General features: G+C 66.3%; 16 protein-coding genes. 9 read left to right on the forward strand and 7 right to left on the reverse strand.

The annotated features are described in order from the left end of the window. The gene (locus FO044_RS03820) at window positions 1-1,143 is read left to right on the forward strand and encodes a cystathionine gamma-synthase (protein WP_132994030.1); all 1,143 of its coding nucleotides are present in this window, start codon (window positions 1-3) and stop codon (window positions 1,141-1,143) included. A 17-nt stretch (window positions 1,144-1,160) separates the two neighbouring features. Here the strand turns inward: FO044_RS03820 and FO044_RS03825 are convergent, their stop codons facing one another. Then, the gene (locus tag FO044_RS03825) at window positions 1,161-2,486 is read right to left on the reverse strand and encodes an HNH endonuclease signature motif containing protein (protein WP_235831530.1); all 1,326 of its coding nucleotides are present in this window, start codon (window positions 2,484-2,486) and stop codon (window positions 1,161-1,163) included. 236 nt (window positions 2,487-2,722) lie between these two features. Here FO044_RS03825 and FO044_RS03830 point away from each other — a divergent pair, with 236 nt between their 5' ends. From FO044_RS03830 to FO044_RS03840, 3 genes are all read left to right on the forward strand, one after another. After that, complete coding sequence (locus FO044_RS03830; protein ID WP_132994028.1) at window positions 2,723-3,037, forward strand: hypothetical protein; 315 nt, start codon at window positions 2,723-2,725, stop codon at window positions 3,035-3,037. After that, window positions 3,034-3,663 (forward strand): DUF3558 family protein, encoded by a 630-nt coding sequence (locus FO044_RS03835; protein ID WP_132994027.1) that lies wholly within the window; start codon window positions 3,034-3,036, stop codon window positions 3,661-3,663. Before FO044_RS03830 ends, FO044_RS03835 begins: the two co-directional genes overlap by 4 nt. Before the next feature lie 522 nt (window positions 3,664-4,185). After that, window positions 4,186-4,686: a helix-turn-helix domain-containing protein gene (locus FO044_RS03840; RefSeq protein ID WP_132994131.1), complete on the forward strand. Its 501-nt coding sequence runs from the start codon at window positions 4,186-4,188 to the stop codon at window positions 4,684-4,686. Window positions 4,687-4,823: 137 nt separating this feature from the next. Here FO044_RS03840 and greA read toward each other — a convergent pair whose 3' ends face one another. The 3 genes from greA to FO044_RS03855 form a co-directional block, all read right to left on the reverse strand. After that, complete coding sequence (gene greA / locus FO044_RS03845) at window positions 4,824-5,315, reverse strand: transcription elongation factor GreA (protein WP_132994026.1); 492 nt, start codon at window positions 5,313-5,315, stop codon at window positions 4,824-4,826. A gap of 111 nt (window positions 5,316-5,426) precedes the next feature. Then, complete coding sequence (locus FO044_RS03850; protein ID WP_132994025.1) at window positions 5,427-6,161, reverse strand: queuosine precursor transporter; 735 nt, start codon at window positions 6,159-6,161, stop codon at window positions 5,427-5,429. Next, the gene (locus FO044_RS03855) at window positions 6,158-6,646 is read right to left on the reverse strand and encodes a DUF4307 domain-containing protein (protein WP_132994024.1); all 489 of its coding nucleotides are present in this window, start codon (window positions 6,644-6,646) and stop codon (window positions 6,158-6,160) included. Before FO044_RS03855 ends, FO044_RS03850 begins: the two co-directional genes overlap by 4 nt. Window positions 6,647-6,724: 78 nt before the next feature. Here FO044_RS03855 and mca point away from each other — a divergent pair, with 78 nt between their 5' ends. The 4 genes from mca (at window position 6,725) to FO044_RS03875 (ending at window position 11,340) form a co-directional block, all read left to right on the forward strand. After that, complete coding sequence (mca, locus tag FO044_RS03860) at window positions 6,725-7,576, forward strand: mycothiol conjugate amidase Mca (RefSeq protein WP_132994130.1); 852 nt, start codon at window positions 6,725-6,727, stop codon at window positions 7,574-7,576. Next, entirely contained in the window at window positions 7,573-7,935 is a 363-nt protein-coding gene (locus FO044_RS15125; RefSeq protein ID WP_235831529.1) for a hypothetical protein, read from the forward strand. Before mca ends, FO044_RS15125 begins: the two co-directional genes overlap by 4 nt. Beyond that, window positions 7,910-9,967: a thioredoxin domain-containing protein gene (locus FO044_RS03870; protein WP_132994023.1), complete on the forward strand. Its 2,058-nt coding sequence runs from the start codon at window positions 7,910-7,912 to the stop codon at window positions 9,965-9,967. The genes FO044_RS15125 and FO044_RS03870 overlap by 26 nt, the downstream gene beginning before the upstream one ends. Before the next feature lie 275 nt (window positions 9,968-10,242). After that, complete coding sequence (locus FO044_RS03875) at window positions 10,243-11,340, forward strand: 3-deoxy-7-phosphoheptulonate synthase (RefSeq protein ID WP_132994022.1); 1,098 nt, start codon at window positions 10,243-10,245, stop codon at window positions 11,338-11,340. A gap of 26 nt (window positions 11,341-11,366) precedes the next feature. Here the strand turns inward: FO044_RS03875 and FO044_RS03880 are convergent, their stop codons facing one another. The 3 genes from FO044_RS03880 to trhA all read right to left on the reverse strand — a co-directional run bounded on the left by FO044_RS03880 (window position 11,367) and on the right by trhA (window position 14,253). Further along, a complete protein-coding gene (locus FO044_RS03880) occupies window positions 11,367-12,779 on the reverse strand; it encodes a PepSY-associated TM helix domain-containing protein (RefSeq protein WP_235831528.1) in 1,413 nt (470 codons plus the stop codon). A gap of 234 nt (window positions 12,780-13,013) precedes the next feature. Beyond that, a complete protein-coding gene (locus FO044_RS03885) occupies window positions 13,014-13,520 on the reverse strand; it encodes a hypothetical protein (protein WP_132994020.1) in 507 nt (168 codons plus the stop codon). Between the two features lie 31 nt (window positions 13,521-13,551). Beyond that, window positions 13,552-14,253: a PAQR family membrane homeostasis protein TrhA gene (gene trhA / locus FO044_RS03890; RefSeq protein ID WP_132994019.1), complete on the reverse strand. Its 702-nt coding sequence runs from the start codon at window positions 14,251-14,253 to the stop codon at window positions 13,552-13,554. Window positions 14,254-14,311: 58 nt separating this feature from the next. On the opposite strand from trhA, the gene FO044_RS03895 reads away from it, so the two are divergent. Continuing rightward, on the forward strand, window positions 14,312-15,088 hold the full coding sequence (locus FO044_RS03895) for an isoprenyl transferase (protein WP_132994018.1): 777 nt from the start codon (window positions 14,312-14,314) through the stop codon (window positions 15,086-15,088). Window positions 15,089-15,096 lie beyond the last annotated feature (8 nt).

A 15,096-nucleotide genomic window follows, 5' to 3' on the forward strand; every position in this document is an offset into this window, starting at 1 on the left:
TTGACTGATCAGGGCTTTTCCACGAAGGCGATCCACGCAGGCTGGGAGCCGGACGCCCGTACCGGCGCGGTGAACGTACCGATCTTCGCGAGTTCGACGTTTGCGCAGGACGGCGTCGGAGGCATGCGCGACGGCTACGAATACGCGCGCACCGGTAACCCGACCCGTCGGGTGCTGGAGGACAACATGGCTGCCATCGAGGCCGGCACGTTCGGTCGTGCGTTCGCCTCCGGCATGGCAGCGACCGATGCGATGCTTCGCGCCGGACTGCGCCCCGGTGATCACCTCGTCATCCCGAACGACGCGTACGGCGGGACGTTCCGACTCATCGACAAGGTGTTCAGCGAGTGGGGCATCACCTACTCGGTGGCGCCGGTCATCGATCCGGAAGCGGTCAAGGCGGCGATCACCCCGCAGACCAAGCTCGTCTGGATCGAGACCCCGACCAACCCGCTGCTCAACGTCGGTGACATCGCGGCCCTCGCGGACGTGGCGCACGACGCGGGTGCCAAGCTCGTCGTCGACAACACGTTCGCGACGCCGTACCTGCAGCAGCCGTTGACGCTGGGCGCGGACGTGGTCCTGCACTCGACCACGAAGTACCTGGGCGGCCACTCGGACGTGGTGGGCGGTGCGATCGTCACGAACGACGAGAAGCTCGACGCCGACCTCGCGTTCCTGCAGAACGGTGCGGGTGCTGTGCCGGGACCGTTCGACGCTTACCTCACGATGCGCGGAATCAAGACTCTCTCGGTCCGCATGGATCGGCACTGCGACAACGCGGAGAAGCTGGTCGAGTACCTGTCGTCGCACCCGAAGATCGCGTCGGTCCTGTATCCGGGCCTTGAGGATCATCCGGGTCACGCTGCCGCGGCGAAGCAGATGCGACGTTTCGGCGGCATGATCTCGGTGCGTCTGGCCGGCGGCCGTCAGGCGGCTCTCGACTTCTGCGCGAAGACGAAGGTCTTCACTCTTGCGGAATCGTTGGGCGGTATCGAGTCGCTCATCGAGCATCCGGGCGCGATGACTCATGCGTCCACCGCGGGATCGCTTCTCGAGGTTCCCGATGACCTGGTGCGTCTCTCTGTCGGAATCGAGGACATCAGCGATCTTCTCGCCGATGTCGAGCAAGCCCTCGGCTGAGCGGTTCGGCGACTTCATCACGCCGCGTCCGCGACGGGATGGGCTGTCATCGTTCGCCGTCCGTGAGAGCGAATCGGTGACCGCCGACGGCGCGGATGTGCGGGATCGACGGGCTCGAGGAAATACGGTTGGCGATCCTCGCCGATGAACACCTCCCATCCGGAGTGGTGGATCATCGTGTGATGCATTCTGCAGAGCAGAACGCCGTTGTCGACGCTGGTCTCGCCGCCTTCGGACCATGGAACGCAGTGGTGGGCGTCGGTCCAGGACGCGGGACGCCCGCACCCTGGGAACGCGCAGCCTCGGTCTCGAACGGTGAGCGCTTTGCGGATCGCGGGCGTCACCAGTCGGTGTTCTCTGCCCACATCGAGTGGCGCGCCGCCTTTGTCGATCGACACCGCCGAAACCGCTGCGTCGCAGAGAACGAGGCTCACTGTCGCTGGACTGATCGGTCCGGCGAAGCCCAGTGACGCGACGTCGTCGACACTGCGGGACGGGACGTGACCGCTGCCTGTGTTGTCCACGGTTGCGGCCGGGATGATTAGGGTCGCGTGGGGGAGGACTCCACCGCTTGTAGGGCGGTTCGACCCTGCCAGATAGTTTCGGACGATCTGGCCGAGCGCGTCAGCCCGCCGCTGACTGGTGGAGCGAGGATCGGGACTTCCATCCGGGCGTAGGACGGGTCGGCACAGCGGGTCGATGGCCGCCGAGAGTTCCTCCCCGGTAAGCACGTCGAGGTTGAGGGTCGAGTTGATGCGGCCTTCGTCGTCGACCGTCAGGCTCATCTCGTTCAATCCGGCATTCTCGGCTGCCGGAACGCGCTCTGCATCGTCTGTGGCGACTGCGAGCTCGATCGCAAACTGACGTGCGCGACGCGCCACGTCTCCGGGAGTGTCCTGCACCAGCAGGAGTGAGGTGATTCGGCGCAGTTCCCCGTCGTCGAGAGCCACGCGATGTTCGATGAAAGCGATTCCTTTCCCGACGGCGTCGGCGTTCTCGGCCGACAGTGCGCCGTTGCGGGTCGCTGACCCGACGGCGGGCAACCTCTCGGCCGCCGCGCCGTTCCGGACGGTTCGGTGGGCGATAGCCGGTGGAACGCCGATGGCCGTCAATAAGCCGGCAGGGTTGGTGACCCGTTTGCGGAAGGGGATTCCGACTCGACCGGCCGTGGCGATGACGGCAGACAAGGTGGCGTCGGCGAGGTTGCGTAGCCGAACGAGTTCGACTGTGGTGGCAAGGATCTCGGCGTCATTGAGTCCTGTCCGACTGGCCGATTGCAACGACTCTGCGAGACGTGGGGTGCGATCAGAATCCGTACGACGATCGGTCGTGGGTGGGGCCATCTCGTCGACGAGATGATCAGTGAACTTTCTGACGGTATCGGCAAACATTGTGACCCCCTCGTTGAACTACTTGTGATTTATGTTACCTGTCTCATTCGTATAGTACAAGTGTTCGAAACATTGAATGTGGGGTGCTCCGGGTTCTGAAAGTCGAGATTCACGGGAACCGAATCTGGCTACTGTGCGTCTAAGTGAATAGCGACGTCTCGAAAAGGTGCTGCCGCAGAGGAGTTCGAATGGGTGAACTGGCGTATGAAGCCACGCTGTGGGGGATACGCGGCCAGGTTGCGCGTGATGCTGCGCGGGAGTTGGAGGAGTTGGCGCGAGCCTTAACCGCGGTGGTTGGCCGCAACTACTTTGGTGTCGGCTGCGTCGAGGGCAGCCAACTGTTCCAGCGTCTGAGTGTGACAATTGCGGATGGGTCGCGAAGTATTCAGGCTGCGGGGCAGCAGTCGGTCCATCTGGCGCAGCAGTGTGCGGTTGCCTCTGATTCGCTGGCCGAAGCAGACCAACATGGACAGGTGTTGATAAGCGGAACACCTGAACGATGAGGCAATGCTGCGTTGGGGTAGCAGCGATTGCGACGCTGGTCAGTGTTTCGTCGTGTGCAATTGAAGGTCAGCCGATTTCGGTTGCAGATTCCGGTCATGCGGGTTCGGTCATTAGGCAGGCCGACGACAATGGCGTTCGCCTGCCGTTTGAGACTCGCCACGCGAATCGATGGAACGCGGCGAACGATGGAACTACTTATGAACCGTGCACCGCAGTGTCCGGGTCAAATTTAGCTGAGGCGGGTCTCGTTCCCTCTACTGTGGCGGACGCTGCTGGCACTAACGGACAGACGTTACGTGGCTGTACCTGGGACTATCAACGTTCCAGCCTCGGGGATTCCTGGACGCTTACTCAGATCGTGGGAAACTCGCGAGGACTTGATTCGGAAAAGCGATTGAAATCCACGTCCTCGGACGTCTGGCTCCCAGACCGTGAGATGGACTCTCGTCTGGTCGGTGTTCACCGGACGAATGGAGTGTGGTCGTGCGACACCTACGTCCAGTCCGGTCGCGCCGCGGTGTCCACGATCGTCAATCACTTCGGCACCGCCAAGCCTGATCCTGACGAGATCTGCGAACGCGCACTGGCTTTCACGCGCGCTACGATCGACAAGATGCCCCTGTGACATGCCCGTGACACGCGTCGATGATTTGTCTCGGTGGCAGTGCCCCTGTGGCCTCGTGCCGTCCAGCCAGGTCTGAGGGCACGCCGGCTACCGGGGAACCTGTTGCCGCTTCTGTGCGTCTAACTGAATAGAAGGTACTTTCCGGCGGCAGTGGGGGATTCCGGGATCGGCGCGTTGGGGGACGTGCTTCTGGGTTTCCAGGTCGGGTCTGTCGCCGTGCGTTGGGGGATGGCCGGGGTGGGGACCGCTTCTTATTGGGGGGAGGCGGTCCCCGCACGGTCGCAGCTCGCTGTCGGCACTAGTCGTTCGCGGTCGAACATCCGCTGCAGATGCCCGTGGAGAACGCCCGCGGCAGGCATTCAATACTGACATTCGCGGCCGACGTTCGTAGTCGGCATCCGTAGTCGACACTCGCCACTCAACGTGGCGGCCGGCCGTATCCGTATCCACCGCTGCACCTGAATGTCGTTGCTCGCCTGCAGGTTTGATCGACAGATCGATGCACAACGCGGTGGGCAGACAATGTGTTGTGTGTCCGGCACGGTTGAATTCGTGGCGGCGAGACTATCGGAACCCCTGGAATGGAGTACATTCGCGTACTCATTCGGGCACCGACTCGTCACTGTTCGGAACGCCCGCGCGATGTCGCAGGATGAACTGTCCGAACGGTCTGGGATCCACCGCAATCAGATATCGAATCTCGAACGGGCAACCAGTAATCGGGAACCGCACGTCTCGGATCCGAAACTGTCGACGGTGTACCGGCTGGCGCGTGCTCTGGAAGTACCGCCCGCGTACCTGCTTCCGGATCTGCGGTCGCTCGTTCCAGTCCGATCGGCTGAACAAGCGTCGACGGCTGATCTATCGACGGTCGAGACCCGGCTGCGGACCGTCATCGAGCGCCATGCGGCAGGCGAGGTTGCGAACCTCGAGACAATCGATCCCGGCTACATTGCGATCACTCGAGACCAGCATTCGGATACCGGACTACCGACTAAGGCAGCCGACGAAACAAGGGAGTAGTGCCGCGGCATGGGGCCCGTTCGGTCGTAACTCGTGCAGACAGCGAACAGCGGCACCGGGTGAAACCCGATGCCGCTGCATCACTATTCGGAATCCTGGTCCGCGACGCTCCTTATCGAAGCGTCCGAGCCATCAGATCAGGAGTGGTACGGCTCCGCGCTGACCAGCGTTGCGCTGATCTTCGCACCGCTGGGAACGGTGTACTCGCGGGTGTCGCCCACCTTGGCGTCGATGATCGCGCCGCCGAGCGGGGAGCTCGGCGAGTAGATCTCGAGCTCGCTGGCTGAAGTCTCTTCGCGAGTCGCGATGAGGAAGGTCTCGGTGTCGGACTTGTCGCCGTCGAAGTAGACGGTGACGACCGAACCGGGAAGTGCGACGCCCGACTGCGTGGGGGCCTCGCCGACCTTGGCGTTGTTCAGCAGTTCCTGCAACTGGCGAATGCGCGCCTCCTGCTGTCCCTGCTCATCGCGGGCCGCGTGGTAGCCGCCGTTCTCCTTGAGGTCGCCTTCTTCACGACGCTCATTGATCTCGGCGGCAATGACCGGGCGGTTCGCGATGAGCGAATCCAGCTCTTCTTTGAGGCGATCGAACGACTCTGGGGTCAACCAGGTCACACCTGTATCGGTCATTGTGATCTCCTTTGCTGTCCGCGAATGGACTGCTCTGAATGCAGCAACACGACCCCTCTCGGGGCCGTGCAAACCTGAGTCTACCAGCCGCTGTGTCTCAAGGCACATCCATTAGCGCTGGTCGGCTGCGGCGAGACCCTCGCGGTAGGACGGCTCTGCGCGTTTCAGGTACCCGACGACAGCGTAAGTGCCTGGCATGACCACGATCTCGACCAGAGTCTTCCAGACGAAACCGATGACGACGTAGTTGATGAAGTCCGACCACGTGCTGATCCCGATCGCGGTGGCGGCGATCGAGCAGAACACCAGCGTGTCGAAGAATTCGCCGACCACCGTGGAGCCGATGAGTCGTGCCCACAGGTGCCGCTCACCTGCGCGTTCCTTCATCTTGACCAGGATGAGCGAGTTGAGTAGCTCGCCGACGACATAGCCGGCGAGCCCGGCGGCGACGATCTGCGGAACCGCGCCGAGAACCGCGGAGAATGCGTCCTGACTCTCGTAGAAACCCGCCGCGGGAAGCTCGATGGCGATCCAGAAGCACAGGGAGGCGAGGACGATCGCGGCGAAGCCCGTCGCGATGGTGCGACGCATCGCGCGGAAGCCGTACACCTCGCTGATCACGTCGCCGATGACGTAACTGAGGGGAAAGAGGAAGAACGCGCCGTCGGTGACGAGACCGTTCACGTGCAGCGGGCCCAGGTCGAAGTGCAGCCAGCTCTCGAACAGGACGACGGCCTTGGTGGCGGCGATGTTGCTGATCAACATGATGCCGACGAACAGGCCGGTGAGGATCGGGAAGTAGGGGCTGGAGATCCGGGCGAAGACAGCCCGTTTCAGGTCGGTCATGCGCTCTGCTGCAGGTACGGCGGAACGGTCGCTCCACAGCCGAACACCTCGCCGATCACGGCGGCCCGCGAGGTGAGGACCTGAGTGCGGGCGCCGACCTGAACCTGGTCGCCCGCCGGAATCAGGATCTCGCGGCGGCCGACCTCGGAACCGTCCTGTGCGCGAGCGCGCACGACGCACGTGACGGCCTGACCGGGATCTGCACGGTTGACCGTGTACTGAACGAAGACCGAGTTCGACGACTCGATCTCGAATGCGGTGGCCTCTCCGGAGACGTCCGGATCGCCGAACTGGCGGAATCCGACGAACGCGAGCCCCAGCCCGATCACGACGACCAGAACCGACAATCCGATGAACCAGCGCCGTCTGCTCGAGCGTGACCGCTCAACGGGATATGTGGCACGGGGGCCGCTCCGAGGTGCGGTTTCCGGATCTGCGTCGCCTTCCGGCACCCGATCCTGACCGCCCCCGTCTGACTTGCTCACTCGTCAATACCTACCATGAGAGGTAACAGCGAGCGAAGGTGAGGAAGCGTGAGCGAACACGCGAACGGTCTGCGTCTGATGGCCGTGCACGCACATCCCGACGACGAGGCGAGCAAAGCGGCCGCGACCTTGGCGAAGTACGCAGACCAGGGCTACGAGGTGATGGTCGTGACGCTGACGGGCGGGGAGCGCGGCGACGTCCTCAACCCGGCGATGGACCGGCCGGGAATTCTGGAGAATCTGCCCGAGGTCCGTCGCGAGGAGATGGCGAACGCGGCGGCCGCGCTCGGCGTCCAGCACCGCTGGCTCGGCTACGAGGACTCGGGGCTTCCCGAAGGCGATCCGCTCCCACCGCTGCCCGAGGGCTGCTTCGCCCTGGTCCCGACCGAAGAGGCCGCAGGCGAGCTCGTCGAGGTGATCCGCGAGTTCCGTCCGCACGTGATCATCACGTACGACGAGAACGGCGGGTACCCGCATCCCGACCACATCGCGTGCCACGAGGTGTCGGTCGCCGCGTTCGAGGCCGCAGGTGACGAGAACGCCTACCCGGAAGCCGGCGCCCCGTGGACGCCGCTGAAGCTGTACTACACGCACGGCTTCATCCGTGCGCGCATCCTGCGCTTCTCCGAGGCGTTCGAGGAGAAGGGCGGCGACAACCCGTTCGCCGACTGGCTCGCCAAGTGGAAGACCGATCAGGGTGACCTGATGGGCCGAGTCACCACACAGGTGGAGTGCGGCGATTACTTCGCGCAGCGCGACGATGCCCTGCGCGCGCACGCCACGCAGATCGACCCGAACGGATTCTTCTTCGCCGTGCCGCTGGAATGGCAGAAGGATCTGTGGCCGACCGAGGAGTTCGAGCTCGCCCAGACCCGGGTCAAGACGTCCATCCCCGAGTCCGATCTCTTCAGCGGAATCGAGCAGGCATGAACCTCGCATCAGTCCACGACGTGACCGCCGTCCTCGCAGAACAGGAGACGCGCGGACCGGAATTCGGCAAGGCGTCGCCGCTCGGGCTGCTGGTGATCGTGGTGCTGCTGGTGGCGACGTTCCTGCTCATCCGATCGATGAACAGCCAGTTGCGCAAGCTGCCGGAGAGCTTCGACACCGAGAACCCCGAAGCGGACCAGGCATTCGACGAGGGCACCGAACCCAGGGCCGCGGAGCACACGGACGGCGAGTCGGCAGGTCCCGAATCGGCAGGCCGAGACTCGACAGCCACTGGGAGACCAGACACCGGCACAACAGAATCGGGAGTGCGGGATGAAGGAAACGGAACCGGAAGCTAGCAGCAGAGCCACGGGCGCAGAGGGCGCACGCGGCAACCTGCTCGGCGCCTCGTCGAGCCCCTACCTGCGACAGCACGCGGCCAACCCGGTCCACTGGCAGGAGTGGGGCGACGACGCATTCGGCGAAGCGCGTCGACGCGACGTTCCGGTCCTGCTCTCGATCGGGTACGCGGCCTGTCACTGGTGCCACGTGATGGCGCACGAGACGTTCGAGGACGACGTGCTCGCGGCCCAGATGAACGAGAACTTCGTGTGCATCAAGGTCGACCGCGAGGAACGCCCCGATATCGACTCGATCTACATGTCGGCCACCCTCGCCATGACCGGTCAAGGCGGCTGGCCGATGACCTCGTTCCTCACCCCGGACGGCGATCCGTTCTACTGCGGCACGTACTTCCCGCCGCAGCCGCGCGGGGGCATGCCGGGCTTCGGGGATGTCATGGACGCCATCACGCGAACCTGGACCACCAGGCGCGACGAGGTGATCCTCGCAGGCGGCAAGATCACCGAGCATCTGCGCGCCAACGCATCCACCCTTCCGGACGGGCCGCAGCTCGACGTCCAACTGCTCGCCGACGCAGTGGATCAGGTTCTCGCCGCCGAGGACCCGATCGCCTCCGGTTTCGGTGGGGCGCCGAAGTTCCCGCCGTCGGCGATGCTCGAAGGCCTGCTGCGCGCATCGGAGTACACGGGCGATCCGGCCGGCCTCGATGCGACGCGCCGAACCTGTCACGCGATGGCGCGCGGCGGCATCTACGACCAGCTCGCGGGCGGCTTCGCGCGCTACGCGGTGGACGGCGCATGGGTGGTCCCGCACTTCGAGAAGATGCTGTACGACAACGCCCAGCTGCTCCGCGCCTATGCGCACCTCGCGCGACGCACCGACGATCCGCTCGCCGTCCGCGTCACGCAGGAGACGGTCGCGTTCCTCGACGAGGCGCTGTGGACCGGCACGGGGTACGCGTCGTCACTGGACGCCGACACCGAGGGCGTCGAAGGACTCACCTACGTGTGGCGTCCCACCGAACTCGTCGAGGTGCTCGGGGCAGACGACGGCGCCTGGGCGGCCGAGACGTTCACCGTCACCGACGAGGGGACGTTCGAGCACGGAACGTCCACGCTGCAACTCCTGCGCGATCCCGACGACGCCGCACGCTACGCCTCGGTCCGGCACCGGCTCCTGCAGGCGCGAGCGCAGCGCCCGCAACCCGATCGCGACGACAAAGTGGTGACCGGGTGGAACGCCCTCACCGTCACCGCGCTGGTCGAGGCGGGCGTGGCACTCGACCGTCCCGAATGGATCGACCGGGCAGCCGAATGCGCCTCGTCGTTGCTGAACGTGCACCTGGTGGACGGCGACCTGCGGCGCTCCTCACTCGACGGATCCGCGGCCAATCCGCTCGGCGCTCTGGACGACTACGCGGCGCTGGCCACCGCGCTGTTCACCCTGCACTCGGTGACCGGAGACGACAGCTGGCGTACCGCGGGCACCACGATCCTCGACCGGGCGATCGAGGTGTTCGCGGTGAAGGACGAACCCGGCGCCTGGTACGACGCACATCCGGGAGGCCTGCTGCTGCGGCCGCGGGATCCGATCGACGGCGCGACCCCGTCGGGTGCATCGCTGATTGCCGAAGCCCTGCTGACGGGGGCAGCGGTCACCGATACCGCCGACCAGTCGCGGTACCTGGCGCTGGCCGATGCGACGCTCGCCCGTGCGGGCATCGTCCTCGCCAAGGCCGCGCGGTCGGCAGGCCACTGGCTGGCCGTCGCGCAGGCCTACGTCGCCGGGCCGATCCAGGTCGGCGTCGCGCAGACAGCAGGCAGCGACGGCGGACTCGCTGCGTCGATCCGGCGCAGTGCTCCGGGTGGAGCAGTGGTGCTGGCCGGCGCCGAGGACTCGACGCCGATCCTCATCGGGCGCGGACCCGTGGACCGCGACGGCGGAAGCGCCGACGCCGCCTACGTCTGCCGGGGCGCGGTGTGCGCGCTGCCGGTCACCTCCCTCGACGACGTGGACGCCTGGAACTGAATCTCGGTCGCCGTCGAAATCGGTCTCGTGCTAGATTCGATGGCGTGATTGGCGACATGCGCACCTATTGGCGCTTTATCCAGGCTCCGGGAGAGCCTGCGGTAGAGCGGTAGTTCAGCGCGCCAACCATCCCGGAGCCAGGAAGCAGTGACCATCAGGTCGCTGCTTTCGTCGTTTCCGGGATGATTCGTGCGTCGCATGGTGTTCCCGGAGACGGCGGGCCTTGAACCCCCTAACTCCCACACCTGTGGGTCGCACCCGAAAGGCACATCGAAGTGACCACTTCCACCGAGAATCCCGAGACCGCTGAGACCACGTCGCACCGGCGGGTGACGGGCTTCTCGCCGATTCCCTCACCGGACACCCTGTGCAGCGAACTGCCGCTGACCGCGCGTCGCGCCGAGGCAGTGCAGCGCGACCGCGATGAGATCGCGGCGATCCTCGCGGGCCGCGACGACCGCCTCATCGTCGTCGTCGGACCGTGCTCGGTCCACGATCCCGTGGCCGCGATCGATTACGCGCGCAGGCTCGCGCCGCTCGCGAAGGAGTACGCGGACACTCTGAAGATCGTGATGCGCGTGTACTTCGAGAAGCCGCGCACCACCGTCGGGTGGAAGGGGCTCATCAACGATCCCGGTATGGACGGTTCCTTCGACGTGGAGCGGGGACTGCGCACCGCGCGCGGACTGCTCCTCGACATCATCGATCTCGGCCTGCCGGTCGGGTGCGAGTTCCTGGAGCCGACGAGCCCCCAGTACATCGCCGACGCCGTCGCCTGGGGTGCGATCGGCGCCCGGACCACCGAGTCGCAGGTGCACCGGCAGTTGGCGTCCGGCTTGTCGATGCCGATCGGTTTCAAGAACGGTACCGACGGCAACGTGCAGGTGGCGATCGACGGCGTGAAGGCCGCCGCAGCCGAGCACGTGTTCTTCGGCGTGGACGACTTCGGTCGCGGTGCGGTGGTGCAGACCGCAGGCAACGAGGACTGCCACATCATCCTGCGCGGTGGCACTCACGGGCCGAACCACGACGCGGAGTCGGTGGCCGCAGCAGTGGCCGCGCTGGGCGGGGCGAACCTGTCGCCGAAGGTGATGGTCGACTGCTCGCACGCGAACTCGGGCAAGGACCACGAGCGCCAGGCGCAGGTGGCCGTCGAGGTCGCGGAGGCGTTCGCGACCGCACGGCGCGCGGGCCACGACGTCGCACTGAGCGGGGTCATGCTCGAGAGCTTCCTGGAGCCGGGTGCCCAGGCGGTCCCGAACGACGCGCAGGGGCGGGCGGCTCTGGTGTACGGCAAGTCGGTCACCGACAAGTGCATGGGCTGGGACGCCAGCACCGATGTGCTGGCGTCCCTCGCCAGGGCTGCGGGCTAGGTTCGGCCGGGCTAGGTTCGGCCGGGCTAAGTTCGGTCGGGCTGGGTTCGGCCGGGCTGGGACCGGTCGAACCGGGCGGCGGTCCGGGAATTGCGTCGTGCCCGGTACCGACCGGCGGCGACGTCGATGACGACGAAGGCCAGCAGGGGCCAGCCGAGCAGCGGAACGAACCAGCCGACGCCGATCGCGATCACCGCCACCGCGGTGGACACGGCGATCGGGGCGTCGCGCAGGGCGCCGCGTGCGGGAGCGCTGCCGACAGGGACCCGCGCACGCCGGGAGCGACGCTGCCACCACGCGCGGTAACCGAGCGCGATCATCGCGATCACGCCGACGGCGAGTACGAACAGTGCGACCTGATTCGCGACGCCGAACAGGATTCCCATGTGCAGCGCGATGCCGAGGTTCGCCAGTTTCGCGGCGAGCGGCCAGTCGGCGAACCAGTTCGTGGCGCTCACCCGGTCGTGGGCTGGATCGACGGCCACCGCGTCCGGCGAGAACTGCCAGGGCGCGCGCACTTCGGTCACGGTGAACGCGCTGCCGGCGGCCGGCATGGTGATCTCGACGCCGGTGCCCAGTCCAGCGGACCGGGCGAGTGCGTAGGCGGTGTCGATCTCGCCGACCCGCGACGGGCTGCTGTCGGCGTGCATGGTCATGCCCCCGTGGCCCGCGTGCTCACCTCCGGACGGGGCGGGTGCGCCGCCGGGCAGGACGGTGTCGGTGACCGGGTTGGTCCAGCTCAGGTCCTCGCGCAGTTGGGTGATGTTCTCGCCCGCGTACTTCGACCAGGTCAGGCCGGTGGCCGACAGGAAGACCAGGCCGACGGCGATCCACACACCGATCACGGCGTGCCGGTTCACGGTGCGGTTGCGGCCCCGGTTCCCGCGCTGTCCGATGACGAACGAGCCGGTGCCCGTCGCCCGGCGCTGTCTGCGGATCCGCGAGATCCACAGTCCGACTCCGGCGAGCACGATGACCCACATCCAGGATGCGGCGAGCTCGCTGTAGAGCCTGCCCGGCTCGCCCAGGTGCAGCTGCCGGTGCAGTTGGTCGAGCCACTGGCGCAGGGGGAGGGCGTTCGAGCTGCCGTAGACGACGAGATCGCCGCGCACCTCGAGGGTGGCCGGGTCGACGAACACCGCCCGCCGCTCCGATTCGCCGAGGGACGGGTCGTCGAAAATGACGCGCGTGGTGTCGCCGACTTCGGGCGCCGGGCGAACGGCGTTGAGCGCCAGGCCCGGGTGCACGACTTGCGCGGCCGTCACCTGCAGGGCGAGGGATTGCGAGGTGCCGGTGGAGTCGGTGTGCAGTTCGTCGGCGTAGACGGCCTGCTCGATCGACGGAGCCAGCGCGTACAGAGCGCCGGTGACGGCGGCGATCAGGATGAAGGGCGCCACCATGACGCCCGCGTAGAAGTGGAGCCGGTGCAGCATTCGCATAACTGCTGACCCACCGGTGGTGCGGGGGGAGTCAACAGGCGGGGACTCAGCGGGCGGGGACTCAGCGGGCGAGGACTCAGCGGGCGGGGACTCACCGGGCGGCTGCTGCGCCGCCGGTGAGGAGCCGGCCGCCGGTGAAGGGACGTCGGTCAAGGACATGAGGGATTCACCTTTTTCGGTCAAGCGAGAATGCTCGCCTGCCCGGACGCCGGGCGGCGAGTGAGAGTTCTGGTGCTAGACCGAGAGGGGAGGTGCGCGCAGCCCCACGCTGCCGAAGATGAGGACCGCGTCCGGCATCCGCGAAGGGCTCGCGGTGCGAGCGGTCACCGATCGGCGATCGGCGGTGCGCGGCGCAGTCGACGAGACGACGCGAACCACCACGTCGATCACGAGCGACGCGAGCGCGTTCACCGCCGCGATCAGACAGAGTGCGGCGAGCAAGCCGAGGAAGTGCGTCACCAGCATGCGCGGCTCGAACATGTCGTGGTGATGGCCGGTGACGAGCACCATGGCCGTGTGCACGGCGCCTTGCCCGAGTACGAGTGCCGGCACGCTGGGCAGGCGGGGAGCAGCCGACACCGTGGCGCCGATCGCCACTCCGACGGCCAGCACGATGAGCAGTGTGCCCGTCTCCGGAAGCGTTCCCTGCGCCGCAGCGTGGGCCGCAATGGCGGTGAGTGTGGACGACCCGCCGACGACGCCGCCGCGAGTGCGGTGCGTGGTGGATCGGCCAGCTGACACGCGCTGAGCATACGGGATGCCCGCCCGGCGACTAGTTCAGGACGACCAGCCACACGGCGATGTAGTGCAGCAACGCGGCGATAGCGGTGCACGCATGGAACACCTCGTGGTATCCGAACACGCCAGGCCACGGCTCCGGCCAACTCAGGGCGTACAGAATGCCGCCGAGACTGTAGAAGAGCCCACCGGCGGCGAGTAGCACCAGCACCGCCACGCCCGCCTTGTCGAGCAGGCCCGGGAGCACGAACACGATCATCCACCCGAGTGCCGTGTACAGGATCACCCCGAGCCAACGCGGGGACTCCGGCCACAGCATCTTGACCATGACGCCGATGGCCGCGCCGGTCCACACGATCCCGAGAACCCACCAACGAGTCGAGCCGCCGAGGCCCATCATGCAGAACGGGGTGTACGTGCCTGCGATGAACACGAAGATCATCGAATGGTCGGCGCGCTTCATCGCGATCCGCACCGACGGCGATGTCCAGTTGATCCGGTGATAGACGCTGCTCACCGTGAACAGCGCGCAGATGGTGAGCACGTAGACGACCACCGACACGACCGGCCACGCCGACCGGTGCATGGCGGTGCCGACGATCAGGATGATGCCGACCGCGGCCGCGATGAACGACGAGTACTTGTGGATCACGCCCCGGAGGGTCGGCTTGTCCGCGTGGGCGAGGTCGGACGAGATCGACGGGTCGGAGGGATCCGCGGCCGGCGGCTGATTCATGAGATTACGGTACCGTAGGTTGCGAACGGTCTAGTTCCAGCGGCGTAACATCGCGGCTGTGAAATTGCTTCCGGACGCTCTGCGCAGCGGCATGTACCGCGTCTACGAGAGTCGCCTCGTGCAATTGATGGACACCGAGCGGGTGCCGAGGCATGTGGCGATCATCTGCGACGGCAACCGGCGGTGGGCCAGGGAAGCCGGCTTCGAGGACGTCAGCCACGGCCATCGGGTCGGCGCCAAGCGGATCGCGGACATGCTCGGCTGGTGCGCGGAGCTCGGCATCGGTGCGGTCACCATCTACCTGCTCTCCACCGAGAACCTGTCGAGAGAGTCCGACGAGCTCGACGCGCTCATGAAGATCGTCCCGGACATCGTCGACGAGATCTCGCACGGCGACTGGCGGGTCCGCATCGTCGGCAAGCTCGACCATCTGCCCGAGCCGGTGGCCGACCGGCTCCGGGAGGCGTCGGCGCGCACCGACGACCTCTCCGGGATGAACGTCAACGTGGCGGTCGGATACGGCGGACGCCAGGAGATCGTCGACGCCGTCCAGTCGCTGCTCTCCTCGGCAGCTGAGTCCGGCGCAGACCCGGCCGAGATGGTGGATGCGGTGAGCGTCGCCGGCATCGACGCCAACCTCTACACGTCCGGCCAACCCGATCCCGACCTCGTCATCCGCACGTCGGGGGAGCAGCGCCTCAGCGGTTTCCTGCTGTGGCAGAGCGCCTACTCCGAGATCTGGTTCACCGACGCCTATTGGCCGGAATTCCGTAGGGTGGACTTCCTACGGGCGCTCCGCGACTACGCGGCCCGGAATCGCCGTTTCGGAAAGTAGATTCGGAC

Origin of the sequence: Gordonia zhaorongruii, assembly GCF_007559005.1 — a bacterium.
GTDB lineage: Bacteria > Actinomycetota > Actinomycetes > Mycobacteriales > Mycobacteriaceae > Gordonia > Gordonia zhaorongruii.

Excerpts from the sequence above, each read along its gene's own strand:
- FO044_RS03850 (WP_132994025.1), bottom strand. The coding sequence starts at position 6,161 with ATGACCGACCTGAAACGGGCTGTCTTCGCCCGGATCTCCAGCCCCTAC.
- mca (WP_132994130.1), top strand. The coding sequence starts at position 6,725 with ATGGCCGTGCACGCACATCCCGACGACGAGGCGAGCAAAGCGGCCGCG.
- FO044_RS03830 (WP_132994028.1), top strand. The coding sequence starts at position 2,723 with ATGGGTGAACTGGCGTATGAAGCCACGCTGTGGGGGATACGCGGCCAG.
- FO044_RS03870 (WP_132994023.1), top strand. The coding sequence starts at position 7,910 with ATGAAGGAAACGGAACCGGAAGCTAGCAGCAGAGCCACGGGCGCAGAG.
- FO044_RS03840 (WP_132994131.1), top strand. The coding sequence starts at position 4,186 with ATGTGTTGTGTGTCCGGCACGGTTGAATTCGTGGCGGCGAGACTATCG.
- FO044_RS03835 (WP_132994027.1), top strand. The coding sequence starts at position 3,034 with ATGAGGCAATGCTGCGTTGGGGTAGCAGCGATTGCGACGCTGGTCAGT.
- FO044_RS03825 (WP_235831530.1), bottom strand. The coding sequence starts at position 2,486 with ATGGCCCCACCCACGACCGATCGTCGTACGGATTCTGATCGCACCCCA.
- greA (WP_132994026.1), bottom strand. The coding sequence starts at position 5,315 with ATGACCGATACAGGTGTGACCTGGTTGACCCCAGAGTCGTTCGATCGC.
- FO044_RS15125 (WP_235831529.1), top strand. The coding sequence starts at position 7,573 with ATGAACCTCGCATCAGTCCACGACGTGACCGCCGTCCTCGCAGAACAG.
- FO044_RS03880 (WP_235831528.1), bottom strand. The coding sequence starts at position 12,779 with ATGCGAATGCTGCACCGGCTCCACTTCTACGCGGGCGTCATGGTGGCG.
- trhA (WP_132994019.1), bottom strand. The coding sequence starts at position 14,253 with ATGAATCAGCCGCCGGCCGCGGATCCCTCCGACCCGTCGATCTCGTCC.